The sequence below is a fragment of the Pseudomonas sp. P110(2024) genome (genome assembly GCF_057480795.1).
In genome coordinates this window covers 142,464-168,257 of sequence record NZ_JBLIYT010000010.1, presented here as the reverse complement: position 1 = coordinate 168,257, position 25,794 = coordinate 142,464, and the positions used below count along the sequence as shown (strand labels likewise).

Genomic DNA, 25,794 nt, shown 5'->3' with positions numbered 1-25,794 from the left:
GACGCGCCAGCCTTTGGTCGGATTGACCGACAAGGCTGAAACGATTTACGGATTGTAACCGAATTGCCAGCACAAACAAACGCGGCCCACCCTGTCAATGCGGCACTTCGCATCAGGGTGGGCCGCGCCGCTTTGTACTACCTCAGGCCTCCGGGAACACACCGTCCTCGAACGGCTCCTCGGTGCCGCCCTCGGTTTCCTCGGCAGTGTCGTTGACCTCTTCGGACAGCTCGGTCGCCTCGGCCTGCACCTCCACGGCCTCCTTCACCTGCTCCGCGAGTTCTTCACTCACCGCGTTGCCCATGTCTTCGACGATTTGCGGCAGTTGCTCATTGACCGTGGTGACGTTGGTGTTGGCCCCCGAGATATCACCGGCCTCGAGCTGGCCCTTGGCCTCGAGCAGGTTGTCGTTAGCCTCTTCCAACTGATCAGTCACCTCGATCTGGGCCAGGTCACTCACCTGTTCGGCGGCACTGTCGATCGCCCCGCCGGTATTGTCGCTGGCCACCGACTTGTACGCCGAACTGCCGCTGGCGCGCACTTCGGACACCGAGGAAGAGAAGTCCGCCTCGCTCGGCACCTCGGCCTGCACGTCGCCCGAAGCGTTGTCGAGCTGCGCCTGGTTGTCGGCACGGGCCTGGTCGCCAACCTGCTGGCCGTCGTTCTGCGCCTCCTGCACCTGCTCGGAAGTCGGGTCCTTGCCATCGTTCTCGTTGGCCTTGTCCTCGGCCAGCTTGTCATTCTTGGCAGTCAGTTTCTGCTTGAGGAAGTCCAGCGCCATCCACAATCCCATGGCTTCCATGAAGTACTTGAACACGGTGCCGAAGGTCAGGTTCGACCAGAACTTGTCCCAGCCAGACTCCGGCGCCAGCGGGATGGCGATCACCGACTTGCCCAGCATCGTGCCGGCCAGCAGGGTCAGGGCCGTGGTGTCCGAATCCTTGCCAGTGAAAGTGCCCTTGTAGCCAAAGGTGCAGTTCAGGGTAATGGCACCGCCGCTGCTGTCGATCAGCTGACCATTGGAGAACTGCAGCGTCTTGCTGCTGCCCTGGGACGTAAGGGTGATGGTATAGGCGCTCTGGCGGTCGCTGGGGTCGGCCGGCGACGGCGCGTTGGGTTTGCGGGTAAAGGTGATGGTGCCCTCGGAAGTCGCGCCCTTGGCATTCTGCCCGGTGGCCGCCGAGTACACATAGAAGGTCGCGCCCGGCTTGCCCTGGTCGTTCATTCCCCACAGATAGGCGAAGCCGCGCATCCAGGTGCTGACCGCGACATAGCTGGGGAAGTCCAGGCCGGCAAATGTCGGATACTGGTTGAAGAACGCCGCCATCTTGGCATTGCCATCGGCGACCGAACCGCTGCTGAAGGCATCTTTCATGGCCGACTGGAAGTTGGCCGACATCTGCGACGAAGGCGAGGTCATGATGTTCTGGCAGAACGTCAGGGCGGTCTGCATATTCTTCGCCGCCGCTGCGGTGATATTGATGTCGGGGTAGGTCTCGGTGTTGAAGTCGAGTTGCTCGCCCACGGTCATCACCGGAAACAACGAGTCGGTCCTGGACACCAGCAGGTTGTAGAGATGCGAAACGGCGGTCTGATGCTGGCTGTTGACGTAGGTGTCATGCAGCGTGGCGGTGGTGCTGGCACCGTTTTTCAGCACGTTGCCGCTGGCCATCGACAGGAACTTGAGGTCCTGCAGATAGCCCTGTTCGCTGGTGCCGCTGGCGGCATGGGCATCGAGCACCACGACATCGACACCGGACTGGTTGCTCAGCTTCACGGTCTCGTTGATTTGCGTGGCGGTGCTCAGTTTGGCGGTATTGGCAGTGTTCACGTTGCTCTCCTTGCTGGTTGCGGTGAATGACACATCAATACGCAATGCACGCCGTGGTGCTGCGCACCCCGGCCTGGTAGTGGGTGGACAGGATGCTGCCGCCGACCGGCAGGCCACGGCTGTCGAACTGCGCCCCGGCATAGTCCACATCGGTCACACGGATCACCCGCTGGCCGTCGCGGGCATACAGGGTCACCAGGGTGCGGCGAGGCGTGCCGCTGCTGCCCGGCTGGGTGAACCAGTCTTCGCGCCGCTGCAACAGGCTGCCGTCCTGGCGCCGCTGCACACTGCAGCGATCGGCGGCACGGTTGGGTGTCCAGGGGGCGCAGGAGCAGAGCAACGGCGCAGGCCTGACCCGCGTCATGACGCCTTCCAAATCCAACCGCTGCCGGCCCACCAGTTGCCCCTGGCGATAGCGCAGGGCCGTGGCGCTACGGGGTTTGCCGCAGGCGGCATAGGTGCGTACCACCAGTTCGCCGCCATGGACCTGGCGGCGGGCGTCGAACAGCACGCCGCCGTAGTCGGAGTTGATGTGCTCCAGCACGGCATTGCCGCCTTCGATGTAGCGTGTGCCGATCACCTGGTAAGGCACCCCAGTGGAACCCAGGTAGGACTTGGCGCTGTAGGTCCGTGTGCCTCGGCCATCGGAATGACTTACGGCAAGCATGCCCCCGGTCAGTCGGGTCCCGGCCATCTGCGCCTGTCCATAGGACACGCAGGTGCGCCCCAACAGACGGCCATCGGCATCGAACTGTCGGGTGCTGTAGCTGGCATAGCACTCCTCGTCATAGGCCATCTGCGCCTGGTGGACGAGACGCCCCTGGCCATCGTTTACCGACAGCGTGGCCAGGCCGTGGGATGGCGTGCCGGCGGCAGTGAGGTGCAGGGCATCGTACTGGCCGAACACCGAGCGCCGCACCTGGCCCTGGTCATCGAGCAGACGGGTGATCGAGGAACGCGCCCGCCCCTGGGCATCGATCAGCAGATGGCTGTCAGCATGGGGGATGCCCCCGCCGTCCACCGAGCGGTAGCGCACCTCCAGGCCGCCATCGGCCTGGCCGTGGTATTCGGCCCGGCCCCGGGTGGCGACGTTCACCCCGTCCGGGCCGTAGTGCACCAGCGACACCGCCTTGGGCGGCCGGGTGCCGTAGCCGGGATCGACCAGACCATCGAGCAGGCTCTGCAAGGCTTGGTTGTTCATGTCGGTACTCCTTCACTGACACTGTCAGGCGCGAGGATCCCGGCCAGGTGGTCGAGCAAGGCGACCCCTTCGGCGCGGGTGGTGGCTTTCTTGTAGGAGAAGCGCATGTCCAGGCTCACCCGGGTACGCTCGCTGTCGTTGCGCATCGAGCCATGTCCCAGGTAGCCGCCATCGAAGATCAACACCTGGCCGTAGCGCAGGCTGACCGGGCTGTAGTCGGCACTGCCATAGTCGCTTTCCAGCCACAGGGCGGCGCCCGCCTCGACATCGGTGAACGGCATCCAGAAGTTGACCTGGTCGATGCGCTCGGTAACACAGATATCGTGGTGGAACGAACTCACGCTGGGCGTGCCGGCCAGGTGCACGCGCAGCTTCGGATGGCTGGTATAGGAAATGCCACGCCCCACCAATGGCGCCAGCACCTGGAGCATGAAGGCATGGTAGAGGGTCCAGAAATCGGCCGTGGCAGGCTGACGCTCCATCATGTCGCTGAGCAGCAGGTTGTCCCTTGGGCGCAGCCGCGCCGGGCGGCCACGCTCGAGGTAGTGCTGGCGCAGATACAGGTGCAGCCGGTCCAGGCGCTGCACCTTGTACACGTCCCGTGTCAGCGCCGCGGCGAAGGGAAAGCGCCGGGTGTCGTAATCTAGGACCAGACGGTTGCGCCGTGGCCGGGCACCGGCCTCGGCCATCAGCCAGGCACGATCCACCCCGGCCAGCAACGGCTGCACGCGCATGTTCATCCGGCATCCTCCATTTCATCCTGGCGCAACCGCGCCAGCGCCTCGCGCAACTGGCGCAGGTTGCCGCGCGCGCGGTCATAGCCATGCCAGAGGAAGATCCCGCCCTTGTCGCTGGCCGCCACCATCACCGCCACCAGGTGCCGCCAGGCCCATTCGGGCAAGCCCAGCCGTGGCTGCTCGAGCAGTTGGTCTATCCACAGTGGCTCGATCAGGGCCATGCCGCGCAGTTGCACCTTGTTGCCCGCGGCGCTGCGACCCTGGCCATGCAACAGCGGCTTGAGCGTGATCGGGTCGAGGGTCACGTCCAACTGGCCGGACTCCACGGCCGGCGGCCCCCCCTGCCACTGGATGCGTCCCTCGCGAAATTCGGCGGTTACCGGCTTGCCGGCGATCTCCAGCCCGTAGGGTCCCAGGCGCAACGCCAGCAACTCAGCCAGGCGACCATGCACCAGGCGCAGGCGGTAAGCGCCCTGGGCCCACTGCGCCAGGTCCTCGAAACGACGCGTCGACAATGCCAGGCGTCGATCACCGATGCGTGTGTCACGTCCGTTGAACAGTACTTCGCCGGGCAATGCCACGCCCTCGCGCAACACATCCACCCCTTGGCTCGCCGAGGCCGATGGCACGATGCGCAGCGCCTCCCCGGCGACTCGATAATCCCCTACCGCCAGGCAGGCCGGACGCGCCAGCGATTGCCCGCGCAAGGCCACCTTGTAACCGCTCCCGGCCTGCTCCCCGGCGGGCCACACCAGCCCGATCCAGCTACGCCCGCCCTGCACCGAGAGATCCGATTGCAGGTAACCGGAACTGCCATTGCCGGCCTCGGCGCTCCAGGTCAGCACGCCCGACTGGTAGCGCACGCCCACCAGCGGTTGGCCATCGAGGTCGACACGCAGACCGGCGTTCTTCATGCGGCTGAACAACGAGAGGCTCATGCGCCGACTGCTGTCGAGATAGAAGCCGCTCCAGGGCGCCAGGCTCGACTGCAGCAGCGCATTGAGCTCGGCATTCATGCCCGGCCAGTCGATGCTCAGGCCAGCCTTGCGCGACCAGGCCGCGGCGGCAGCGCGCAGTTCGCCCGGCGCGGCGGCGCTGAGCGCCCGGTGCAAGGCGCTGCTGGCCGAGGTATAGGTCAACAGGTGCTCGACCCCTTCCCGATTGCCCGGATGACGCTGGGCATCGGCGCCCTTGGCCGCCAGTTGCACCGCGCCCGGGTCGCGTTGCCCCAGCAGATGCCGTTCGCGGGCATCCAGCCCGCCCCAGGCCTGCACCGCGGCCTGGGGGTCGTCGCGGTACTGCCGGCGCAACTCGGCATCGTCGGATAAAGCAAGAATGAAGCGCCCGGCACCGGTGTCGGCCTGCCACTGGTAGCTGGCCGGCACATCGAAGCGGGCGAAATCGCTGAAGGCACGACGTTCACGCTTGTCGTAGCGGTCGATCACCCGCAACGGATCACTGGCGGCGCGCACCGGTTGGCCGGGGCGGATCAATCCCAGCCGCTCAAGCATCTGCGGATCAGACTGCCCGGCGGTGCGCGGCGGCAGGTAGAAGGTGGAGATACCAGTCACCCATGATTGCGCCAGCGGATCGCGCAGGCTGGCCAGGGTCTGCCGGTCGATCAGCGGATCGATCCCCGGGTAGCGCGAACCGACATAGTTGATCACCGGATGCTCCGGGCCGTAGAGATCCTCCAGGTAGTCGAGCAGCACGGCAAAGTTGCTGTTCAGGTATCCCTGGCGTCGGTAGCCCAGTTCACCGATCAGGCCGACCTGCCAGAGCACCAGGTGCAGCCCCGGGTCCGGCTGGCGGCGACGGATCAGCATGTCGGTGGCTTCGTACATCTGCATGCCGGGTTGGCTGGGGTCCACGCCCAGGTCGGCACACAAGGTGTCGAGGGCGCTGACTGCCGCGCGCATACTGGCGTGGTGCCCTTCACGGCGGGCGATGGTCACGGCGCGATGGGTCGACAGCACGAAGACGCCGGGGTGGCCATAAAAGATCGCCACTACATGCTCGCCGTTGCGTACGTGATGCAGCATGGCCTCGGTCATCTGCATGTAGGTCAGGTAACGCGGCTTGCTGTCGTCGTAGAGCACATACAGGTCATAGGCGTCCGGACGCTGCGAGAGGATCCAGATCTTGGTGGCCGGGTCGGCGACGCAATAGAACACATGGTCGGCGGCGAGGATCCGTGCCTCGTCGCTGCGGCTGAAGTCCGAAGCCTCGATGCCCGAGCCGAGGATCTCGAGGGTGCCGGGGCGCTGCGGCGCAACCAGCAGCGCCGGGTCGTCGCTGATACTCGCGGCCCTGGCCGCGATGGCCTGGGCCAGCCGCCGCCAGCGACGACGGTGCTCCTCGGCACTCGGGTAATGGGTAGCTTGCGCGTGTTCGCGGTTGTTGCGGGTCGTCATGCTCATGCGGTTCGCTCCTCAGGCGCCTTGCGCGGCCAGGTACTTCATCGCAACACTCGCCCCCACCTTCACCGGCAGTGGCTTGCCCTGGTAGGTAGCGTTGCCGAGTATCACGAAGGCCTTGCAGGCCTGGTCACCGGTGTAGGGCGCCATGCTGGCCACCACCTGGTTCTCGTCGTCACTGGACCAGCGCCAGTTGGCCGCATCGTTGTCGGCCTTGGTGTTGCCGGTCTGCAACAGCGTGGAAATCGTCACCCCGACGGTCTTCGGATCACCCTGCACTTCGGCCACGTACTGGCTGAAGGTCTGCCAGCGAGCCGCCACCGGCTTGTCGTCCTGCAGCATGTAGTTGACCAGCACGCCCACCCCGGTGCTCTGGCGTGGTTGCAGGTTCTCGATGTCCTTCTCGTCCTGGTTCTTCCAGGCCTGGAAGATCGCGCCCACGCTCTGGAAGGCGACGTAGATCACCGCCCCTTCGATCAGGGTCGGCAAGGCCTTGGTCATGATCCAGTTGCCGACGCCGTTGACCACCTTCATCAGCGCGCCGGGCTCGACGTTCACATCGGTGTCGATGTCCACGTCGACGTCGATGTCGATATCCGTCTCGGTGTCGGTCACCACATCGATGTCCACGTCGATGTCCACATCCACGTCCACATCGACCACGGCGATGAAATCGACGTCCACATCGATGTCGATATCCACGTCGACGTCCACATCGATGTCGATGTCGATATCCACGTCCACATCGACGTCGATATCCACGTCGATGTCCACGTCGACGTTGACAGGATCCGCCGCGTCGCCCACGCCACTCCCGGCGCCGGCGGTGTCACCGGTGCTGTTGAGGCTGTCCTGGATGCGGCTGATCAGCTTGCCGGTGTTCTGCGCCAGCCACTGCATGCCGTTGGCCACGGTGCCCAGCAGGTTGATCGCGGCGTCGAGGGTCATCGCCAGCTGCACGGTGAACAGCGCGCCGTAGGCCATGTCGTAGGCCACCGCGTACCAGGGTAGTTGCGGGTTCTGGTAGGACTGGGCGATGAACTGCTGGCCGTCATAGGTACCGACGAAAGCCCAGGTGATCACGTCGGGTTTGCCCTCCCACGTGAGGTCGCGGATGAACCCGGTGGTGTTGAAGCCGTGCTTGTCGTCGGCGCCAGGGCTGGTCAACTGGCCGTACTGGAACTGCAGCGCAGTGCCGCCGCCCGTGCTGGGGCTGTAGTTGGCCTTGCCGCCGGCGATGGTCAGCGTGCCCACAGAGGTGGTGGGCAGGATGAAACCCATGGAGTTGCCGCTGGGCGGCTCGTAGCAGTAGTAGGTACCCGGATAGGCGTACAGCTGGTTGTTGGCCCAGTAGCCCAAGGCCGAGAACAGCGCGAAACTCACCCCGGGGTAGCCATTGGCGGCGAAGAAAGAGGCAGCCTTGTCGTTGAGGGCGTTGGCCGGGGTTTCACTGACCAGCTCGGAGAATTCCAGGGCGGTGGGGGTGAAGGGCTGGCTGATGAACGACTGGTAGAACGCCCAACCGGAGTTGGCCGTGGTCACATCCTGGTTGCCGACCTGAACCTGCTCCGAATCCGGCAGCAAGGCATTGGCCACCTGCACCAGCAAGGGAAACTGGTCGCTCTGGCGCACGATCACCAGTCGCGCCAGGCTCTCGGTAAGTGGCAGCGTGGTGCTCTGGTTGGCGCCCACCGAGCCTTGCAGGGTATACACGGCGGTATAGTCCGCCGGATTGGTGGAAGGCGGATCGGTCGCTGGGTTCTTGTTGAGGGTGGTGTAGATGTCCAGCGCCAGGTTGGTGTTGTTGGTGATCTGGACGGGGTAGGTGGCCATCTCGATGCATCTCCCTTGCCTTCGAACAGCGCCAGGGCGCCGGGTTGAGACTCGACGGGCCAAGGAAGAGGAAAGGAGCGCGAGCGCGCAGGCGTGCAGACGGCATACGCAGTGGGATGCGGGCCGTATGCCGTCCATGGTCGGGGATCCAGACTCGTCCTGAGGCTGTCAGTCAGGGTGTCATGCACTATAGCGAGCGGCCGAGTACGGCAATGGAACAGTTGGCGATATGCCAGCAGCGTTCAATTGCCAATGCGTACCCAGGGCGGAATTGTCAGGAAAGGCGGCCCAGACAAACAAAAACCCCCGGCCACATCCATGGTCGGGGGTTTTGGATCAGGCTGTGAACAACCCGATCAGGGTATTTCCAAGATTACTGCTGCTGAGGCAGTTTATCGATCGGGCCGCAGCCGCCGATGATCTTGGAGATGGAAACCGATGGGTGGAACAGGTAGTCGTACGAGCAGTTCTTAGGCTGGTTGTAGACTTGGCCAGTGCAACCGGACAGCAGGGCAACGCCCGAAACGACAGCAACAGCGACAGTAGCTTTGATCAGCTTTTTCATAAAAATCCTTTAAGTCCATGATCCACCATCAAACGGATGGCGCGCGGATCATACGGGAAAGGGCGGTGAGAATGAAAGGCGTTAGTACAGGTGCACTAGTTGACAGGGGTCAACTAACAAGTTGTTGGCACGGCAACTAGCGGGTTGAACTATTTGCTAAAACGTTACAGGCGGGTAATTCCTTTCAGCTTCCTACAGATTTTCATCAGATTTTCCTGATTCCCTGTAGTCCATTTCCCAAGCACACTTTTTCCCCATTCAAGCCGTTGCAGCTGCTCGATCTGCGACCTAGTCTCGACCCGTCGTTGCCAACTCAACGACCGGCTTTGACAGGCCGAATCTTACTCCGAGCACGTGCGCCCCTTATGGCGGCAGTACGTGGGGCACCTTGTGTGCGCCGGGTCTCGGAGTCCTCGGTCTGTCAACCCACGTACCGCTGCCACCCCCCTTGTTTGACAGCAAGCTTGTTGCAGCACCACCGACTCCGGAGATGCTTATGCGCAAGATGGTTCCAGATCCGCCAAACAGCTTTGGCGACGCTCCACATCAGATTGAAGATTTACTCGTTCAAATCGCCGAGTACCTCGTCTGCGCCCTCGCCGCCGCCCAGCACGCCGCCATGATCCACACCAAGCTGCCGGGCCAGGTCATGGCCCTGACCGCCGTGCACGAAATCGACAGCGCACGCAGCTTGGTCGAAATGGCCCTGAGCCGTGTACAGGCAAGGCATTGATCGCGCCCTGAGAACAAGGAGAACCGGCATGACTCAAGACAAGCGCATCACCACCGTGGGCATCGGCAGCTTTGGCGAAAGCGGTGAAGTCGACAACGAAACTCCACTGTTCCAGGTCGTTGCTGGCCACCCCATGGACTATGCCCTGGAACAATCCACCCACTTGATAACCTGCGCCTACACCCTGAGCGATATCGCACTGACTCAGGATCTGAAGAACGCGCCTACTTTGTTAGCCGCCGCCCACTACCTCACCGGCATGGCCAAAGCACTGTCGCAAGATGTCTCTCACGCAGTGACGAACTGCCCCGCTGTTTGATGCAAAAAGCCCCGTAGCGCGAACTACGGGGCTTTCAGCAAAGATATCGGTAAAGACCTTTATCGCATCAACCAAGCTGTTCGAATCGCCGCCGCCTGACGAACAGGCCCACGCCCAACCCCGTGGCAAGGACCGACAGCAATCCCAGGTCCAACCCGAACAAACGGGCTTGGCTAACAATGATGCAACCGACGACACCAATCACCACCAGCGCCACCCCCAGCCACTTGCGCAGCGGGTAAGGCCTGAGGAACCGATCCAGCAGGCCATAAAGCAACAGGCCGATGACCGCATAGGTAATTTCGGACACAGGCGCCTCCCTCAGGTCTTGATGATCAGGGTCGAAGTGGAGTGCTGCGGACCGATGCCGCCATTGACCTGCGCCTCGATGCTGACCAGCACATCGCCAGCATGGTAGGTAGGCAGGACGTCATTGGCATAGGCACGCACCCCCGCGCCCACCGGCACGCCAACGTAAGGAGAGGCTACAGAGCTGGCGGCGGCGAACGCCGAGGCGGCAAGGTTGGCAACCTTGGTGCGCTGGGCATTGAGGGTATCGCCCTGCTGGCGGGTCAACGGCTTGGAGATACCGATCTTCATCACGCACGGCAGCCCTTTGGCCAGCATCTTGTCGTACACCTCGACGACCTTGCTGTTGACCTCGTAGTGGGCACTCTTCGCTTCGCCAAAATGCAGCTCGCGCAATCGCCCGCGCTCGCTGTCGGTCAGGGTGATCTGCGAGACGTTGAAGACGATCCCGTGATTACCCATGTATTGAAAAGTACCCTCGAACTTCATTGCACGCGTCCTTACGAAACAAAGGTCGCGATTCTCTACGAGAGCAGCGCCGCTGCAAATCGTGGCAGGTTGCCAGCAAGCGCCGAAGGCCCGCGGTTTTCCTGCTGCCGGTATTCCTTTTTTCAGGACCGCGGACCCGATGCTGACGCACGCTATCAGCAAGTTGCCATAAAAAACACGGGCAATGAAAAAAGCCCCGAGACATTAATCTCGGGGCTTTTCCATGTATGGCGGAGAGATAGGGATTTGAACCCTAGGTACTGTTGCCAGTACAACGGATTTCGAATCCGTCCCGTTCGACCACTCCGGCATCTCTCCAATGGCGCGCATCATACCAGCGATTTCGTTTCTGGCAAACCTTTTTTGAAAAAAATTCGCGTGGTATCAGGCGCTTGCGTGAACGCGCCGCTTACAGCGGCACGCCCAGGCGTTTGGCAACTTCTTCGTAGGCTTCGATCACGTCGCCCAGGCCCTGACGGAAGCGGTCCTTGTCCATCTTCTTGCGGGTCTCTTTGTCCCACAGGCGGCAGCCGTCCGGGCTGAATTCGTCGCCCAGGACGATCTGGCCGTGGAACACGCCAAACTCCAGCTTGAAGTCGACCAGCAGCAGGCCTGCGTCGTCGAACAGCTTGCTCAGCACTTCGTTGACCTTCAGCGACAGCTTCTTCATCTCGGCCAGCTGCTCGGCGGTGCCCCAGCCGAAAGCGACAACGTGGGATTCGTTGATGAAGGGGTCGCCCTTTTCGTCGTTCTTCAGGAACAGCTCGAAGGTGGACGGCTCCAGCTTGATGCCCTCCTCCACGCCCAGGCGCTTGACCAGGCTGCCGGCGGCGTAGTTGCGCACCACGCACTCGACCGGGATCATGTCGAGCTTCTTCACCAGGCACTCGTTGTCGCCCAGCAGCTTGTCGAACTGGGTCGGCACGCCGGCTTCTTCGAGCTTCTGCATGATGAAGGCATTGAACTTGTTGTTCACCATGCCCTTGCGATCCAGTTGTTCGATGCGCTTGCCGTCGAACGCCGAGGTGTCGTTACGGAACAGCAGGATCAAGCGGTCGGCGTCGTCGGTCTTGTAAACCGATTTGGCCTTGCCGCGGTAGAGTTCGTCGCGTTTTTCCATGATGGGCTCCGCTTGCTTGAGTGGGTGGGCTAGGCGATTTGACGCCAGTCGAGCCCATGATCCTGATTCGCCACCTGGAGCCAGTCCGGGTCGCACCCGAGGGCGTCGACGAAGCACTGGCGGGCCAGATGTGGCAGGTTGTTCTTGCTGCTGAGGTGGGCCAGCACCAGGTGCTGCAGGTTCTGCCAGCCCAACTCGGCCACCAGGCTCGCGGCCTGGTGGTTGTTCAAATGTCCCTGGCTGCCGCCGACCCGCAGCTTGAGAAAGTGCGGGTAGTGCCCACGGGCCAGCAGGTCGCGGCAGTGGTTGGCCTCGATCAGCAGGGCATCGAGCCCCTGATAGCGCTCCAACAGCCGCGCGTCGTAACTACCCAGGTCGGTGAGCATGCCAAAGCGCCGACGACCATCGCTGATCACGTACTGCAGCGGCTCGTAGGCATCATGCTCGACCCGTGCCGCGCTGACCTGCAGATCGCCGATCTGCAGCACATCGCCACAACCGAGAAAACCGGCCACCTCGACCGGCTTGCGCATGCCGCGCAATGTGCCCTGGCTGAGGTAGACCGGTACATTGTAGCGGCGCGAGAGCAACCCCACCCCATGCACGTGGTCGGCATGTTCGTGGGTCACCAGCACCGCGCTCAACTGCGTGGCCGCCACCCCGAGCAGCGCCAGGCGCCGCTCGGTCTCGCGAAGGGAAAAGCCGCAATCGACCAGGATGAAGGTATCACCACTGGCGACGAGCGTGCCGTTTCCCTGGCTACCGCTTCCTAGAACTGCGAAGCGCACTTAGCCCAGGTGGTCCTGGATCGCGCTCAGCACGCGGCGGGCGACATCGGCCGGGGCCACGGTGTTGATGTTCTTCTCGACGGTCACCTGGACGTTTTCGCCGACCTTGCTCAGGCGCACCTGGTAGCGCTCGGCACGGGCTTCACGCTCTTCCTTGCTCGGCTCGCTGCCGAACAGGCGGCTGAAGAAGCCAGGCTCCTTCTGCTTGTCGTCGGGCTTCTCGGACAGGTTGATGTAGTACAGGCCCAGGCTGCGGTTGATGTCCTCGACACGCCACTCGCCCTGCTCCAGGGCGCGGCCGACGCCAGACCAGGCGCGGTCCAGGTCGGAACCCAGGAACAGCACCGGGTTGCCGCTGCCGTCCTCGCTCAGGCTGACCTGGCTCGGGGCATCGAAGTCGCGCGCGGCCAGCAGCGAGACCGAACCGCCCTTCTCGGCGCTGCGGTTCATGCTGGCGAGCATTTCGTCGACCAGCAGCGCGTCGGTGCCGGTGTTACTGGAGGCGGACGGAAAATCAGGCTCGGCAGTGCTGCCGGCCGGACGCTCGACGCTGACCACATACACCTCGGAGGTGTTGCGCTGCACGCCGGGCTCCATGCGCACCCGCACGCGGACTTCGCTGTCCGGGCTGCTGGAGGTACTGGCCAAGCGCTGGCCGAGGGAGGCCGACAGCTCGTCGAAGCGCTGCCAGGTGGTGTTGAATTCACCGGTCTGCGGGCGCTCTTCAGCGATGCGGAAACCGTTGTCCTCGAAGAACTGGCGGGTCACCGGCCAGACTTCGGCGGGCGAGCGCTGGGCCAGCACCCAACGGCTGTTGCCGCTGCGCTGCAGGCTGAAATCGCTGATGTCGGCGGTGGCCGACAGCGGCTGTGGACGGGGTACCTCGAACTCGCCGGTGGCGCGATCGTCGGCCACGTTGCGCGGGATCGGCAGCAGCGGATCCAGGCGCTTGACGTTGCTGGCGTCCGGCGGCAGCTGCATCGGCGCGGTCGGTTGCGCCTGCAGGTAGTCGCTGCCACGGTCGCGGAAATAGCCATCCTCGCCCCACAGCCAGCCGCACCCGCTGGTGCTGGAGATGATCAGGGCGAGAGCGGAAAGACCAGCCAGTCGCTTCATGCGGTGTACTTCCTCGATTAAACCAGTACGCCGGACTGGCGCAAGGCAGTACGGACTTTTTCGTGACAGCCTTCGCTCAGCCAGGTCAGTGGCAGGCGAATGCCCTGCTGCATCAGGCCCATTTCCACCAGCGCCCATTTCACCGGAATCGGGTTGGCTTCGCAGAACAGGTCTTTGTGCAGCGGCATGAGTTTTTCGTTGATCGCGCGGGCCTTCTCGGCATTGCCCTCAAGGGCGGCCTCGCACAGATCGGCCATTTCGCGCGGGGCGACGTTGGCGGTGACGGAGATGTTGCCCTTGCCGCCCATCAGGATCAGCTCGACGGCGGTCGGATCGTCGCCGGACAGGACGATGAAGTCCTTGTCGACGCCGTCCAGGATGGCCTTGGCACGGACCAGGTCGCCGGTGGCTTCCTTGATCCCGATGATGTTCTTGACCTTCGACAGGCGGATCACGGTGTCGGCCTGCATGTCGCAGGAGGTGCGGCCGGGGACGTTGTAGAGGATCTGCGGGATGTCGACAGCTTCGGCGATGTGCTTGAAGTGCTGGTACAGGCCTTCCTGGGTCGGCTTGTTGTAGTACGGGACCACCAGCAGGCAGGCGTCGGCGCCGGCATTCTTGGCGTTCTTGGTCAGGTGCACGGCTTCGGCAGTGGAGTTGGCACCGGTACCGGCGATTACCGGGATCCGCTTGTTGCTGTGCTTGACCCGCTCGACCACGTGCTTGATGACCAGGATGTGCTCTTCGACATCCAGCGTGGCGGACTCGCCGGTGGTGCCGACAGCTACGATCGCGTGGGTGCCGTTTTCCAGGTGGAAGTCTACAAGCTTGTCGAGGCTGTCCCAGTCCAGACGCCCTTGTGCATCCATGGGAGTGACCAATGCCACCATACTGCCCGCAATCATGTAACTGCTCCTGCCGGAAAAAGAGAGCGGTAATGGTACTGGCGCCATCGGCCTTGCACAAGCGAAGCAGGCGGGCGGAGCATTCCCCTTCGCGCCGCTTTTCGCTACCCTTGATCCTTTGATCGGTGCAGCACGGCCCGCCGGGCCGTCGACAGTGCTACCGGCCTGCGTCCACAGCCGCCAAAACCGGCCCGGGCCCTGCTGATGCAGGAGGCTTGCCCCCGTCCTGCACCGACCGCTCATCGCTTTAGGAATGCTGCATGTCCACCCCCACCGTTCGCGAACAATTTCTCGTCATCAGCGCCTTGGGCCCCAACCCCATGGAGCTGGCCAACGTTCTCAGCCGCGCGGCCTTCGACAACCGCTGCGCGGTAGTCACCTCGCGTCTGTCGCGCCACGGCGAGACCAGCGCCCTGGTGCTGCAGGTCGGCGGCAGCTGGGATGCCCTGGCCCGCCTCGAAGCCACCCTGCCGGGCCTGGGCAAGAAGCACGGCCTGACCCTGGACGTGGTGCGCAGCGCCGACCAGGAAGTACGCCCGCAGGCCCTGCCTTATGTGGCCTACGTCAGCGCCGCCTATCGCCCGGACATCATCAACGAGCTGTGCCAGTTCTTCCTCGACCACCGCGTCGAGCTCGAAGCGATGACCTGCGACACCTACCTCGCGCCGCAGACCGGCAGCAGCATGCTCAACGCCCAGTTCACCGTAATCCTGCCGGCCGGCACCCAGATCAGCTGGCTGCGCGATCAGTTCCTCGACTTCGCCGACGCCCTGAACCTGGACGCGCTGATCGAACCGTGGCGCCCACAGAACCCCATGTAAGGAAGCTCCCATGGCCGTAGCACTCGACCAACCCGTCGCCGATTTCCAGGTCCAGGCCACCAGCGGCCAGACCGTCAGCCTTGCCGACCTGAAGGGCCAGCAGGTGGTGTTGTACTTCTATCCCAAGGACAGCACCCCGGGCTGCACCACCGAAGGCCAGGGCTTCCGCGACCAATACGCGGCGTTCCAGGCGGCCAACACCGTGGTGTTCGGCGTGTCGCGCGATGGCATCAAGTCGCACGAGAACTTCAAGGCCAAGCAGGCGTTTCCCTTCGAGCTGATCAGCGACAAGGACGAAGCACTGTGCCAGCTGTTCGACGTGATCAAGCTGAAGAAGCTGTACGGCAAGGAGTATCTGGGCGTGGACCGCAGCACCTTCCTGATCGACAAGGACGGTGTGCTGCGCCAGGAATGGCGCGCAGTGAAGGTGCCGGGGCATGTGGATGCCGTATTGGTGGCGGCGCAGAACCTCAACAAGGCTTGAGATCGTTGGGGCTGCAAAGCAGCCCCAGACCTACAGCATCGGCGCCACAGACCTGTCCTGCCGCGGCCAGGCATCCAGCACCGCCTTGAACAGCGTCGCCAGCGGGATCGCGAAGAAGATCCCCCAGAACCCCCACAGTCCGCCGAACAGCAGCACCGCGCAGATGATCGCCACCGGGTGCAGACTCACGGCCTCGGAGAACAGCAGCGGCACCAGCACGTTGCCATCGAGTGCCTGGATGATCGCGTACACCGCCATCAGGTAGATGAACTGATCGCCCCAGCCCCACTGGAACAGCGCGATCAGCGTCACCGGCACCGTTACCACCACCGCGCCGACATACGGCACCACCACCGACAGGCCCACCAGCAGCGCCAGCAAGGCGGCATAGTTGAGGCCAAGGCTGATGAAGGCGATATAGGTGGCAATCCCGCAGATCAGGATCTCGATGCCCTTGCCGCGAATGTAGTTGGCGATCTGCCGGTTCATCTCGTCGCCCACCCGGTTTAGCAGCGTACGCTCGCGCGGCAGGTAGCCGCTGACCCAGCGCCCGATCAGCTCGCGGTCCTTGAGGAAGAAGAACACCAGGATCGGCACCAGCACCAGGTAGATCATCGCATTGACCAGCAACGGCAGGCTCGACAGCGAGAAGGTCAGCGCCCACTGGCCGAACTTGCCGATCTCGCCGCGCACCGATTCGATGGCACGCAGCACCTGCTCATCCGACACCAGGTGCGGATAGCGCTCGGGCAACAGCAGCAACAACGACTGCCACTTGCCGAGCATCCCCGGCAACTCGTTGAACAAGGTGATCAGCTGATGCCAGAGCAGCGGCACCAGCACCAGCATGAACACTGCCAGCGCACCCATGAACAGGGCGAACACCAGCCAGACCGCCAGCCTGGACGGCACCTTCAAGCGCTCCAGGGCATTGACCAGGCCCTGCATGAGAAACGCCAGGACCATGCCCGCCAGCACCGGCGCGAGCATGCCGCCCAGGGTCAGCACCACGGTGAAGGCCAGGAACAGCAGGACCGCCAGCACCACGGCCTCCTCGTCGGAGAAGTAGCGCTGCATCCAGTCGCGAAGCACTTTGAACATTGACGATCCTTGGAAAAGACTCAGGCCTTGCGCAGCCAGTAGGTGTAAACGCCGGCCTCGGCCGTTTCATGCAGCAGCGTATGGCCGGCCAGTTGGGCGAAAGTGCGGAAGTCGCGCTGGGAGCCGCCGTCGGTGGCGATCACCTTGAGCACCGCGCCACTGGCCAGGCGATTGAGTTCCATCTTGGCCTTGAGCAGCGGCAACGGGCAGTTCAGCCCGCTGGCGTCAAGCTCGGCGTCGCTGGTCGGGGTATCACTCATCGGGCGCGTCTCCGGGGTATGGACAGAAAGGTCCGGTAGGATACCGCCACTGGTCGGCATCGCGCGACCCGGCTACAGTAAGGCTTTTGACCGACGCGAGCTTCTGCATGAATCTACTGCGCCCCACCCTGTTGACGCTGGCCTGCCTGATGGCCCTTCCCGGCCACGCCGACGACCTGCCGTCACTGGGCGACGCCAGCTCCGCGATCGTCTCGCCGCAACAGGAACACCAGCTCGGCCGCGCCTGGCTGAGCCTGTTGCGCGGCCAGGTCAACCAGCTGAACGACCCGCAGCTCAAGGACTACGTCGAGACCACCGTGTACAAGCTGGCCGAGACCAGCCAGCTGCAGGACAGGCGCCTGGAGTTCATCCTCATCGACAGCAAGGAGCTCAACGCCTTCGCTGCCCCGGGCGGTATCGTCGGCGTCAACGGCGGATTGTTCCTCAATGCGCAATCGGAGGGTGAATACGCCTCGGTACTGGCTCACGAACTGGCGCACTTGTCGCAACGCCACTTCGCCCGCGGCGTCGAGGCCCAGCAGCGCATGCAGTTGCCGATGATGGCGGCCCTGCTGGCCGGTATCGTCCTGGCCGCGGGTGGTGGTGGCGATGCCGGCATCGGCGTGATCGCTGGCACCCAGGCCGCCGCGATCCAGGAGCAGCGGCGCTTCTCACGGCAAAACGAGCAGGAGGCCGACCGCATCGGCATCCTCAACCTGGAGAAGGCCGGCTACGATCCGCGCAACATGCCCAGCATGTTCGAACGCCTGGCCCGCCAGTACCGCTACGATGCCAAGCCGCCGGAGTTCCTGCTGACTCACCCGGTCACCGAATCACGTATTGCCGACACCCGCAACCGCGCCGAGCAGGCGCCCAAAGGTGGCGTCGAGGATAGCCTGCGCTACCAGCTGATCCGTGCGCGGGTACAGCTCACCTACGAAGGCACCCCGGGCCTGGCCGCCAAGCGCTTCCGCGCCCAGCTCGACGAGAATCCACAGATGGACGCCGCGCGCTATGGCCTGGCGCTGGCGCAGATCAAGGGTGGCCAGCTCAACGAAGCGCGGGAGAACCTCAAGCCGCTGCTGGCCAAGGCGCCCAACGACATTACCTACAACCTCGCGCAGATCGACCTGGACATCACCAACAACCGCCTGGCCGATGCCCAGCAACGCGCCCAGCGCATGCAGGCGCTGTACCCGGCCAACTATCCGTTGAAACAGGTGCGCGCCGACCTGCTGATCAAGCAGAACAAGCCGGCCGAAGCGGAAAAGGTGCTGGACGACCTGGTCAAGAATCGACCCGACGACCCGGACGTGTGGTACGACGTTGCCGAAGTGCGCGGGTTGTCGGGCAACACCATCGGCCTGCACCGTGCCCGCGCCGAGTACTTCACCCTGGTCGGCGATTTCGACCAGGCGATCCAGCAGCTCGACTACGCCAAGCGCCGCTCGGGCAGCAACTTCCCGCTGGCCTCGCAGATCGACCAGCGCCAGCGCGAGATCATGGAGCAGCAGCGAATGGTCAAGGAGATGATGGGGCGCTAGGCCTGGCACTGATCACGCTGTAGGAGCGGTCTTGTGTCGCGAAAGGGCCGCGAAGCGGCCCCTGTTTCCTGCGTGAACCTGAACATCTTGTGGCCGCTGTGCGGCCCTTTCGCGACACAAGGCCGCTCCCACAGGATGATGCTCACCTTGCTTCAGGCGTTGCCCGACAACTTCAACCGCGCCGCCTGGGTGAAATCGAGCATGCGGTTCAGCGGCTTGATCGCCTTGGGAATCAGCGCAGGCTCGACGAAGATCTCGTTGCTGCCCTTGCGCAGGCAGTCCAACGTGCGCTCCAGGGTGTTCATCGCCATCCACGGGCAATGCGCGCAGCTGCGACAGGCCGCGCCATTGCCGGCGGTTGGCGCCTCGACGAACTCCTTGTCCGGGCACAGCTGCTGCATCTTGTAGAAGATGCCGCGGTCGGTGGCGACGATGAAGGTCTTGTTCGGCAGGGTCTGCGCCGCCTTGATCAGCTGGCTGGTGGAGCCCACCGCGTCGGCCAGCTCGATCACCGCTTCCGGGGACTCCGGATGGACCAGGATCGCCGCGTCCGGGTACAGCGCCTTCATGTCGGCCAGCTGGCGCGACTTGAACTCTTCGTGAACGATGCAGGCACCGTCCCACAGCAGCATGTCGGCACCGGTCTGCTTCTGGATGTAGCGGCCCAGGTGCTGGTCAGGGCCCCAGATGATGGTCTCGCCGTTGTCCATCAGGCTTTCGACGATCTCCAACGCGCAACTGGAGGTCACCACCCAGTCGGCACGGGCCTTCACCGCAGCGGAGGTGTTGGCATAGACCACCACGGTACGCTCGGGATGCTGGTCGCAAAACGCCGAAAACGCCTCGACCGGGCAACCGAGGTCGAGGGAGCAGGTCGCCTCGAGGGTAGGCATCAGCACGCGTTTTTCCGGGGTGAGGATCTTCGCGGTTTCGCCCATGAAACGCACACCCGCCACCACCACGGTCTCGGCCGGGTGGTTCTTGCCGAAGCGCGCCATCTCCAGCGAGTCGGACACACAGCCGCCGGTTTCCTCGGCCAGGGCCTGGATCACCGGGTCGCAATAGTAGTGGGCCACGAGCACGGCATTCTGCTTTTTCAGCTCGGAGGCGATGGCCGCACGGTATTCGGCCTCCTGCGCGGGCGTCAGCGGGTTGGGCTGCTTGGCATCGAGGTGGGCCTGGACCAACAGGCGTTCGGAAATCTGGGTCATGATCGCTGGACCTGCGGGGCGCTTGAGCGCGTCAGTCGAGTGTATCACCCGGCCCTGGCAGATCGGCTAATGGTGCCGGACGGCCAGCGTCTCGGCCCCTCTGCGGGCGCGGATTCTTATCGGACGCGAAGGCTACAGGCAATCGGAGGGATGCAAAAGGGGTTTTTGCGGGGAGGGCCCATCGCGGGGCAAGCCCGCTCCCACGAAGACGACGGGAGCGGGTCTGCCTGAGGGATCAGCCCTGCGGCTGGAGCGCGGCCAGGTGGCCGCTGATCAGCATGGCGAACTCTTCGACAGTCATCTTCTTGCCGTTGAAGTCGACCATGCCGTCGGCGTATTGCAGGCTCGACACCACGTCGCTGCCCTGCACCGTGGCCATGCCGCTCTGCAGCGCCATCATGCCGACCATTTCACCGGCCTGGCTGGACTGCTGGGCGATGGCCTGGGCATCGGTCTCACCCTCAAGCAGCGCCTGCAAGGTGGCCAGGTCGGCGACCATCGGCTTGGAAACGCTGAGCTTGGCCTTCAGTTGCGTCAGCAACTGCTTGCCCAACTGATCAGGCGGCAGGTCGAACGAGCTCGGGCTGGCAAAGTCCATCGCCAGGTTGAAGCGGCTCTCGCCATTGGCGGTCTTGAACGCCAGCTTCTCCACCGCCACCTGCGGCTTGGCCACCAGCAGCTTCTGCAGGTCACCCTGGACCTTGGCCTGCTCCTCGGGGGTCATTTCCAGCGACGGCGCCTCGCCATCGGCGGCGGCCTGCTGCATCTGCGGCAGCTGGGTCTGGTACCACTCCATCAACGCCTGCATGGCCGGGATGTCGATGGATTTCATGGTCAGGACCATTTCCGCGCTGCCCACCTTGCGACCGGCGTAGCTGATCTCATCGACCTTGTATTCCAGGCGCCCGGCCAGCTTGTCCTTGGCCTCGCCCTCGGCGTTGTACAGGTTGTTCTGCTGCAGGCCCTTGAGCACCAGCACTTCCTGCTTCGGCCCGAAGGTCACCTGGGTGTCGGCCAGGGCCAGATCGAAGTTGCCGACATAGACCATGTCATGGGCGGTCTCGCTGAGCTTGCCACCGGCCTTGAAACCGTTGAGCAGGATCTTCACTGGCGCCTGCTGCTCGTCGACGAAGTTCAGCTCGAGGTGCTCGGCGCTGCTGTGGATCTCCACCGCCTTGCCTTCACGGTCGCCGCGCAGCTTGAGCTGCAGGCCGGAGAAGTCCAGGACATTGCCGCCGTCTTCCTTGAGCGTGACCGGCGCCAGGCGAATGTCGCTGTCGACGCTGCCGCCGTAACCGAGGCTGACCTGGGCGGTGACCGGCGACTTGTCGCCGGCGGCGGTGAACCAGCCGCTGGTGAAGTCATCCTTGTCCAGCGCGCTGTTGCTGGTGGCCATGACCGGCATCAGCTTGAAGGCCTTGACCCGCGACCAGGGGAACGGGCCGTGCTCGATCTGGTCGGTCACGCCCACCTGGAAGTTCAATGCCTCGGCTTCGCCGAGCTGGACGTTCTCGGCCTTCAGGCGGTAGTGCGCGGTACTGGTAAAGAAGTGCTGGTCCAGCGAGACCAGTTCGATGGTCATGCTGCCGCCGTTGCCGGCCAGGGCTTTCTTCAGCTCTTCGTTGCCGCGGGCGACGGAGCGTTCCAGCTCCGCGGGCAGCTGCTTGCCGGTGTACCAGGCGCCAGCGGTGGTTGCGACGGCGATGGCCACGGCCAGACCGGAAAGGATGCCTACTGATTTCTTCATGAATAGAACCGATTGCTGTCCATAGGGAGATCGTTGGAGCGGTCCACGGAAACGAGGCCGCGCTGGAGATGGCAAGAATACCACTGGCACCCGGCCCACGCGGTAATGCGTGAGGCATTTTGTCTGTCGCCACACCGCCGGGCACGGAGCTCACCGGAACAAGGCTTGTAAATTTTTACGAACATCAAAATCGACTTACGATCTGCTCAATCGGCCAAAAGCGCTGCATAACGGCCAAATAAACCGATTAACCTCCCATCCGTTTGGCACTCTGTCATGTTTAACTTGACACTCAAACGACCATCGTTGTTTATTTCGCGCACCCCGCAGCTCCAACATAAAAGGTGAACAACATGGAGCCCATCCGCTCGACCTTGTCGTGCCCGTCATCTGCCGTGCCCGTTGTTTCGATCAAGGAGCAGCGCCCGCATGCAGCCTGACCACAGCGCCCCCGGCAACACCCAGTTCCGCAAGTCCCTGCGCCTCTGGCATGTGGTGATCATCGGCCTGGCCTACCTCACCCCGATGACCGTCTTCGACACCTTCGGCATCGTCTCCGGCATCACCGCCGGACATGTACCCAGCGCCTACCTCCTGGCCCTGGCCGGTATCCTGTTCACCGCCGTGAGCTACGGCACCCTGGTGCGGCGCTTCCCACAGTCGGGCTCGGCCTATACCTACACCCAACGCGCCATCAACCCGCACGTGGGCTTCCTGGTGGGCTGGTCGTCGCTGCTGGACTACCTGCTGCTGCCCATGGTCAACGCGCTGCTGGCCAAGCTCTACCTATCGGCAATGTTCCCCGAGGTACCGGCCTGGGTATGGGTGGCCGGGTTCGTCACCCTGATCAGCCTGATCAACATGCGCAGCGTCAACCTGGTGGCGCACTTCAACCTGCTGTTCGTCGCCGTGCAGGTGGCGATCATCGGTGTGTTCATCTACCTGTGCTGGCGTGGACTGGGCCACGGCGAGGGGCTGGGCACCGCCTGGAGCCTGGTGCCGTTCGCCGACGACCAGACCCAGTTCGCCGCCCTCGCCGCCGGTGCGACCATCCTGTGCTTCTCGTTCCTGGGCTTCGACGCGGTGACCTGCCTGTCGGAAGAGACTCGCGACCCGGGCAAGACCATCCCACGGGCGATCTTCCTCACCGCGCTGATCGGCGGCGTGGTGTTCATCGGCGTGTCCTACTTCATCCAGGCCTACTTCCCGACCATGGCACGCTTCCACGACCAGGAGGCGGCCCTGCCGGAAATCGCCCTGTACGTCGGCGGCAAGTTGTTCCAGTCGATCTTCATCGCCTGCACGGTGATCAACACCATCGCCTCGGGCCTGGCCTCGCAGACCAGCGTGTCGCGCCTGCTGTACGTGATGGGTCGTGACAACGTGATCCCGGCCGGTGTGTTCGCCCGCCTGCACCCGCGCTACAAGACCCCAGTGCTGAACATCGCCGTGGTCGGCCTGATCTCGCTGTCGGCAATCTTCTTCGACCTGGTCACCGCCACCTCGGTGATCAACTTCGGCGCGCTGGTGGCGTTCAGCTTCGTCAACCTGTCGGTGATCAACCACTGCTACATCCGCGAGGGCCAGAACAAGGGCCTGACGAACAACCTCAAGTATCTGGTGGCGCCGACGATAGGCTTCTGCATCATTGTCTCGCTGTGGCTGGACCTGAACGAACACTCGCTGTTGTTCGGCGGTGTCTGGGCCCTGCTTGGCGTGCTCTACCTGGCCTGGCTGACCAAGGCCTTCAGGGTAGCGCCACCGAACTGCATCGCCGACTGACCCCACCGACGCCCGCCTGACCGCGGGCGTCCTGTTTGCCCGAGAAGGAAAAGCCCATGTTGCTGCGCCGTCTCTCCATCCAGTGGAAGATCACCCTGCTCGCCGGTCTGTGCCTGCTGGCCATCGTCGCCCTGCTGGTGGCCACTTCGCTCACCCAGGCCCGACGCAGCGCCGAGCAGGTGTTCCTGGCCAACACCGAGCTGCTCGACCACAGCGCCCGCCTGCGCCTGCAGGCCCACGGCGAGACCCAGGCCCTGCGTATCCAGCGCTACTTCATGGACGCCTACCAGTACGGCAACGGCTTCGCCCGCCTGGTGCAGGCGCTCAAGGCCCGTGGCGGCAGTGACCTGCGCGCCGACCTCAGCCGCGAGGCGCGCGCCGCCCTGGCTGGCAACGCCGACCTGATCGGCCTCTATCTCGTGTTCCAGCCCAACGCCCTGGATCATCAGGATGCTCGCTTCGTCGGCCAGGCCGACAACGGCAGCAACGACAGCGGCCGCTTCTCCCTGTACTGGTCGCAGCCCGGCACCGGTACCCTCGAGGTGGAGGCAATGCCGGAGTCGATGCTCGCCGACACCAGCATCGGTGCCAACGGCTCGCCCTACAACCGCTGGCTGACCTGCCCGCTGGAGACCGCCAAGGCCTGCGTGCTCGACCCGTACTTCGACGAGGTCAACGGCCACCAGGTGCTGATGACCAGCATCGCCCTGCCGCTGCTGGAAAACGGCAAGGTGGTGGGCGTGGTCGGCCTGGACATCGGCCTGGACAACCTGCAGCAACTGAGCCTGGCCGGTCGCCAGGAGCTGTTCGATGGACAGGGCCAGGTCAGTATTGTCAGCCCTTCGGGCCTGCTCGCCGGCCACAGCCAGGACGCCAGCCAACTGAGCAAGACCTTGCAGCAGGCCTTCGGCGCCAGCGCCACCGCGCTGCTCGGCCCGCTGCGCGCCGGCCAGGCGGTCGAGCGCCTGGACGGCGGCACCATGCGCATTTCCCGGCCTTTCACCCCGATCCCCGGCGCGGCGCCATGGCAGGTCCTGCTCGAGCTGCCTGAACAAGTGCTGCAGGCCCCCGCTGTCGCCCTCAATCTGCGCCTGGACAGCCAGAACCAGAGCGCCAACCTGGTCAGCCTGCTGATCGGCCTGGGCGCCGCCGTGCTGGGGCTGCTGCTGGTGTGGCTGACTGCCCGCGGCGTGACCCGGCCGATCCTGGCCGTGGCTGCCCGCCTGCAGGATATCGCCAGTGGCGAAGGCGACCTGACCCGTCGCCTGGACTACGCCCGCGACGACGAACTGGGCCAGCTGACCGGCTGGTTCAACCGTTTCCTCGACAAGCTCCAGCCGGTGATCGCCCAGCTCAAGGGCTCCCTGCAAGAGGCCCGTGGTACGGCCGACCAGTCGGCGCTGATCGCCAGCCAGACCAGCGACGGCATGCAGCAACAGCACCGCGAGATCGAGCAGGTGGCCACCGCCGCCAATGAGATGAGCGCCACTGCCCACGACGTCGCCCACAATGCCGCCCAGGCAGCGCAAGCGGCGCGCGGCGCCGATCAGGCGACCCGCGACGGCCTGGCGCGGGTGTCCGCCACCCGTGAAGCGATTGGCGCACTGGCCGGCGGCATGGACGCGGCCATGGAAGAGGCGCGTGCCCTGGAAAGCCGCGGCGAGCAGATCGGCTCGGTGCTCGAGGTAATCCGTGCCATCGCCGAGCAAACCAACCTGCTGGCGCTCAACGCCGCCATCGAGGCCGCCCGCGCCGGCGAGGCTGGGCGTGGTTTCGCGGTGGTCGCCGACGAAGTGCGCAACCTGGCCCAGCGTACGCAGGTCTCGGTGGAGGAGATCCGCCAGGTGATCGAGGGGCTGCAGCAAGGCACCCAGGACGTGGTGGGCGCGATGCACGCCGGCCAGCGTCAGGCCCAGGACAGCGCCGCGCAGATGGAACAGACGCTGCCGGCGTTGCAGCGGATCGGCGAGGCGGTGGCGGTGATCACCGACATGAACCTGCAGATCGCCTCGGCGGCCGAGGAACAGAGCGCCGTGGCCGAGGAGGTCAACCGCAACGTGGCGGGGATACGTGATGTGACCGAGTCGCTGGCCGGACAGGCCGACGAGTCGGCGCGGATCAGCCAGGCGCTGAACCGTCTGGCCAACCAGCAGCAGGTGTTGATGGAGCAGTTCCGGGTATAGCCGTTGTTTGATCTTGATCTTGATCTTGATCTTGATCTTGATCGCAAGGTTAACCCCTTCCCCACTAGCGACAGCTACGCCAGTCCAGGCGCCGCCCGTAACTTCGCGACTTCAGGAGGCCGAACGCAGGCCTTGCGCAGGGAGGTGACGGGCATGGATGCCCGTCAAGCGCTGGGGCCCAGGATGGGCCCTGCAGCGCGGTCCTCCCGGGAGCAAGGCCGGAGTGAGGGAACCCCGGAGCGAAGCGTAGGGGCCGGATGAACGGAGCGCAGCGTTTTTTGGTTACTTTTTGTCGCGT

At 64.1% G+C, this 25,794-nt stretch carries 23 protein-coding genes, 1 tRNA gene and 1 pseudogene; 8 read left to right on the top strand and 17 right to left on the bottom strand.

From position 1 onward, the window contains the following. Positions 1-142 precede the first annotated feature (142 nt). From AC25ND_RS17445 to AC25ND_RS17420, 6 genes are all read right to left on the bottom strand, one after another. Complete coding sequence (locus AC25ND_RS17445; RefSeq protein WP_028693001.1) at positions 143-1,831, bottom strand: hypothetical protein; 1,689 nt, start codon at positions 1,829-1,831, stop codon at positions 143-145. Between the two features lie 34 nt (positions 1,832-1,865). Continuing rightward, positions 1,866-3,032, bottom strand: a complete 1,167-nt coding sequence (locus tag AC25ND_RS17440) for a hypothetical protein (RefSeq protein WP_186597193.1) — start codon at positions 3,030-3,032, stop codon at positions 1,866-1,868. Then, positions 3,029-3,772 carry a phytanoyl-CoA dioxygenase family protein gene (locus tag AC25ND_RS17435; RefSeq protein WP_051555777.1) on the bottom strand — a complete coding sequence of 248 codons (744 nt, stop codon included), beginning with the start codon at positions 3,770-3,772 and terminating at the stop codon, positions 3,029-3,031. Before AC25ND_RS17435 ends, AC25ND_RS17440 begins: the two co-directional genes overlap by 4 nt. After that, positions 3,769-6,189, bottom strand: coding sequence for a hypothetical protein (locus AC25ND_RS17430; RefSeq protein ID WP_486976457.1), 2,421 nt, complete (start codon positions 6,187-6,189; stop codon positions 3,769-3,771). The genes AC25ND_RS17435 and AC25ND_RS17430 overlap by 4 nt, the downstream gene beginning before the upstream one ends. A gap of 12 nt (positions 6,190-6,201) precedes the next feature. Then, the gene (locus AC25ND_RS17425) at positions 6,202-8,019 is read right to left on the bottom strand and encodes a hypothetical protein (protein WP_096049526.1); all 1,818 of its coding nucleotides are present in this window, start codon (positions 8,017-8,019) and stop codon (positions 6,202-6,204) included. A 373-nt stretch (positions 8,020-8,392) separates the two neighbouring features. Next, positions 8,393-8,584, bottom strand: coding sequence for a DUF4223 family protein (locus AC25ND_RS17420; protein ID WP_023630554.1), 192 nt, complete (start codon positions 8,582-8,584; stop codon positions 8,393-8,395). 496 nt (positions 8,585-9,080) lie between these two features. Here AC25ND_RS17420 and AC25ND_RS17415 point away from each other — a divergent pair, with 496 nt between their 5' ends. Both AC25ND_RS17415 and AC25ND_RS17410 read left to right on the top strand, forming a co-directional pair. Then, the gene (locus tag AC25ND_RS17415) at positions 9,081-9,317 is read left to right on the top strand and encodes a hypothetical protein (protein WP_186597187.1); all 237 of its coding nucleotides are present in this window, start codon (positions 9,081-9,083) and stop codon (positions 9,315-9,317) included. 28 nt (positions 9,318-9,345) lie between these two features. Beyond that, positions 9,346-9,636 carry a DUF3077 domain-containing protein gene (locus AC25ND_RS17410; RefSeq protein ID WP_186597185.1) on the top strand — a complete coding sequence of 97 codons (291 nt, stop codon included), beginning with the start codon at positions 9,346-9,348 and terminating at the stop codon, positions 9,634-9,636. A 67-nt stretch (positions 9,637-9,703) separates the two neighbouring features. Here AC25ND_RS17410 and AC25ND_RS17405 read toward each other — a convergent pair whose 3' ends face one another. From AC25ND_RS17405 to dapA, 7 genes are all read right to left on the bottom strand, one after another. Continuing rightward, on the bottom strand, positions 9,704-9,946 hold the full coding sequence (locus tag AC25ND_RS17405) for a hypothetical protein (RefSeq protein WP_028692999.1): 243 nt from the start codon (positions 9,944-9,946) through the stop codon (positions 9,704-9,706). Between the two features lie 11 nt (positions 9,947-9,957). Then, the gene (locus tag AC25ND_RS17400) at positions 9,958-10,434 is read right to left on the bottom strand and encodes a hypothetical protein (RefSeq protein WP_062360536.1); all 477 of its coding nucleotides are present in this window, start codon (positions 10,432-10,434) and stop codon (positions 9,958-9,960) included. Between the two features lie 228 nt (positions 10,435-10,662). After that, positions 10,663-10,752: transfer RNA gene (locus tag AC25ND_RS17395), tRNA-Ser, on the bottom strand. A gap of 91 nt (positions 10,753-10,843) precedes the next feature. Next, on the bottom strand, positions 10,844-11,554 hold the full coding sequence (gene purC, locus AC25ND_RS17390; RefSeq protein ID WP_004375217.1) for a phosphoribosylaminoimidazolesuccinocarboxamide synthase: 711 nt from the start codon (positions 11,552-11,554) through the stop codon (positions 10,844-10,846). Positions 11,555-11,583: 29 nt separating this feature from the next. Beyond that, on the bottom strand, positions 11,584-12,342 hold the full coding sequence (locus AC25ND_RS17385; protein ID WP_062360535.1) for an MBL fold metallo-hydrolase: 759 nt from the start codon (positions 12,340-12,342) through the stop codon (positions 11,584-11,586). Next, the gene (gene bamC / locus AC25ND_RS17380; RefSeq protein ID WP_028692996.1) at positions 12,343-13,458 is read right to left on the bottom strand and encodes an NlpB/DapX family lipoprotein; all 1,116 of its coding nucleotides are present in this window, start codon (positions 13,456-13,458) and stop codon (positions 12,343-12,345) included. 17 nt (positions 13,459-13,475) lie between these two features. After that, the gene (gene dapA, locus AC25ND_RS17375; RefSeq protein ID WP_028692995.1) at positions 13,476-14,363 is read right to left on the bottom strand and encodes a 4-hydroxy-tetrahydrodipicolinate synthase; all 888 of its coding nucleotides are present in this window, start codon (positions 14,361-14,363) and stop codon (positions 13,476-13,478) included. 260 nt (positions 14,364-14,623) lie between these two features. Between dapA and AC25ND_RS17370 the strand changes: the two genes are divergently transcribed. Then, positions 14,624-15,184: a glycine cleavage system transcriptional repressor gene (locus AC25ND_RS17370; protein WP_028692994.1), complete on the top strand. Its 561-nt coding sequence runs from the start codon at positions 14,624-14,626 to the stop codon at positions 15,182-15,184. Positions 15,185-15,194: 10 nt separating this feature from the next. Continuing rightward, the gene (locus tag AC25ND_RS17365; protein ID WP_028692993.1) at positions 15,195-15,668 is read left to right on the top strand and encodes a peroxiredoxin; all 474 of its coding nucleotides are present in this window, start codon (positions 15,195-15,197) and stop codon (positions 15,666-15,668) included. 30 nt (positions 15,669-15,698) lie between these two features. On the opposite strand, the gene AC25ND_RS17360 is transcribed toward AC25ND_RS17365, so the two are convergent. Then, entirely contained in the window at positions 15,699-16,769 is a 1,071-nt protein-coding gene (locus AC25ND_RS17360) for an AI-2E family transporter (protein ID WP_028692992.1), read from the bottom strand. Between the two features lie 20 nt (positions 16,770-16,789). Beyond that, positions 16,790-17,029 carry a sulfurtransferase TusA family protein gene (locus tag AC25ND_RS17355; protein WP_028692991.1) on the bottom strand — a complete coding sequence of 80 codons (240 nt, stop codon included), beginning with the start codon at positions 17,027-17,029 and terminating at the stop codon, positions 16,790-16,792. 107 nt (positions 17,030-17,136) lie between these two features. Between AC25ND_RS17355 and AC25ND_RS17350 the strand changes: the two genes are divergently transcribed. Beyond that, on the top strand, positions 17,137-18,573 hold the full coding sequence (locus AC25ND_RS17350; RefSeq protein ID WP_028692990.1) for a M48 family metalloprotease: 1,437 nt from the start codon (positions 17,137-17,139) through the stop codon (positions 18,571-18,573). 152 nt (positions 18,574-18,725) lie between these two features. On the opposite strand, the gene nadA is transcribed toward AC25ND_RS17350, so the two are convergent. Next, the gene (gene nadA / locus AC25ND_RS17345) at positions 18,726-19,784 is read right to left on the bottom strand and encodes a quinolinate synthase NadA (RefSeq protein WP_028692989.1); all 1,059 of its coding nucleotides are present in this window, start codon (positions 19,782-19,784) and stop codon (positions 18,726-18,728) included. Between the two features lie 235 nt (positions 19,785-20,019). After that, positions 20,020-21,531, bottom strand: a complete 1,512-nt coding sequence (locus AC25ND_RS17340; protein ID WP_028692988.1) for a YdgA family protein — start codon at positions 21,529-21,531, stop codon at positions 20,020-20,022. A 429-nt stretch (positions 21,532-21,960) separates the two neighbouring features. Here AC25ND_RS17340 and AC25ND_RS17335 point away from each other — a divergent pair, with 429 nt between their 5' ends. The 3 genes and pseudogenes from AC25ND_RS17335 to AC25ND_RS17325 all read left to right on the top strand — a co-directional run bounded on the left by AC25ND_RS17335 (position 21,961) and on the right by AC25ND_RS17325 (position 25,496). Beyond that, entirely contained in the window at positions 21,961-23,313 is a 1,353-nt protein-coding gene (locus tag AC25ND_RS17335) for an APC family permease (RefSeq protein WP_028692987.1), read from the top strand. Between the two features lie 56 nt (positions 23,314-23,369). Continuing rightward, positions 23,370-24,638: pseudogene (locus AC25ND_RS17330) on the top strand (methyl-accepting chemotaxis protein); the annotation flags it as partial. Positions 24,639-24,740: 102 nt separating this feature from the next. Continuing rightward, positions 24,741-25,496, top strand: coding sequence for a methyl-accepting chemotaxis protein (locus AC25ND_RS17325; protein WP_373875692.1), 756 nt, complete (start codon positions 24,741-24,743; stop codon positions 25,494-25,496). Positions 25,497-25,794: the final 298 nt, after the last annotated feature.

Coding starts and splice junctions, on each gene's coding strand:
- dapA (WP_028692995.1), bottom strand. CDS start 14,363: ATGATTGCGGGCAGTATGGTGGCATTGGTCACTCCCATGGATGCACAA.
- AC25ND_RS17325 (WP_373875692.1), top strand. CDS start 24,741: ATGCAGCAACAGCACCGCGAGATCGAGCAGGTGGCCACCGCCGCCAAT.
- AC25ND_RS17365 (WP_028692993.1), top strand. CDS start 15,195: ATGGCCGTAGCACTCGACCAACCCGTCGCCGATTTCCAGGTCCAGGCC.
- AC25ND_RS17440 (WP_186597193.1), bottom strand. CDS start 3,032: ATGAACAACCAAGCCTTGCAGAGCCTGCTCGATGGTCTGGTCGATCCC.
- purC (WP_004375217.1), bottom strand. CDS start 11,554: ATGGAAAAACGCGACGAACTCTACCGCGGCAAGGCCAAATCGGTTTAC.
- bamC (WP_028692996.1), bottom strand. CDS start 13,458: ATGAAGCGACTGGCTGGTCTTTCCGCTCTCGCCCTGATCATCTCCAGC.
- AC25ND_RS17425 (WP_096049526.1), bottom strand. CDS start 8,019: ATGGCCACCTACCCCGTCCAGATCACCAACAACACCAACCTGGCGCTG.
- AC25ND_RS17415 (WP_186597187.1), top strand. CDS start 9,081: ATGCGCAAGATGGTTCCAGATCCGCCAAACAGCTTTGGCGACGCTCCA.
- AC25ND_RS17335 (WP_028692987.1), top strand. CDS start 21,961: ATGCAGCCTGACCACAGCGCCCCCGGCAACACCCAGTTCCGCAAGTCC.
- AC25ND_RS17370 (WP_028692994.1), top strand. CDS start 14,624: ATGTCCACCCCCACCGTTCGCGAACAATTTCTCGTCATCAGCGCCTTG.
- AC25ND_RS17410 (WP_186597185.1), top strand. CDS start 9,346: ATGACTCAAGACAAGCGCATCACCACCGTGGGCATCGGCAGCTTTGGC.
- AC25ND_RS17435 (WP_051555777.1), bottom strand. CDS start 3,772: ATGAACATGCGCGTGCAGCCGTTGCTGGCCGGGGTGGATCGTGCCTGG.
- AC25ND_RS17355 (WP_028692991.1), bottom strand. CDS start 17,029: ATGAGTGATACCCCGACCAGCGACGCCGAGCTTGACGCCAGCGGGCTG.
- nadA (WP_028692989.1), bottom strand. CDS start 19,784: ATGACCCAGATTTCCGAACGCCTGTTGGTCCAGGCCCACCTCGATGCC.
- AC25ND_RS17420 (WP_023630554.1), bottom strand. CDS start 8,584: ATGAAAAAGCTGATCAAAGCTACTGTCGCTGTTGCTGTCGTTTCGGGC.
- AC25ND_RS17430 (WP_486976457.1), bottom strand. CDS start 6,189: ATGAGCATGACGACCCGCAACAACCGCGAACACGCGCAAGCTACCCAT.
- AC25ND_RS17350 (WP_028692990.1), top strand. CDS start 17,137: ATGAATCTACTGCGCCCCACCCTGTTGACGCTGGCCTGCCTGATGGCC.
- AC25ND_RS17360 (WP_028692992.1), bottom strand. CDS start 16,769: ATGTTCAAAGTGCTTCGCGACTGGATGCAGCGCTACTTCTCCGACGAG.
- AC25ND_RS17400 (WP_062360536.1), bottom strand. CDS start 10,434: ATGAAGTTCGAGGGTACTTTTCAATACATGGGTAATCACGGGATCGTC.
- AC25ND_RS17340 (WP_028692988.1), bottom strand. CDS start 21,531: ATGAAGAAATCAGTAGGCATCCTTTCCGGTCTGGCCGTGGCCATCGCC.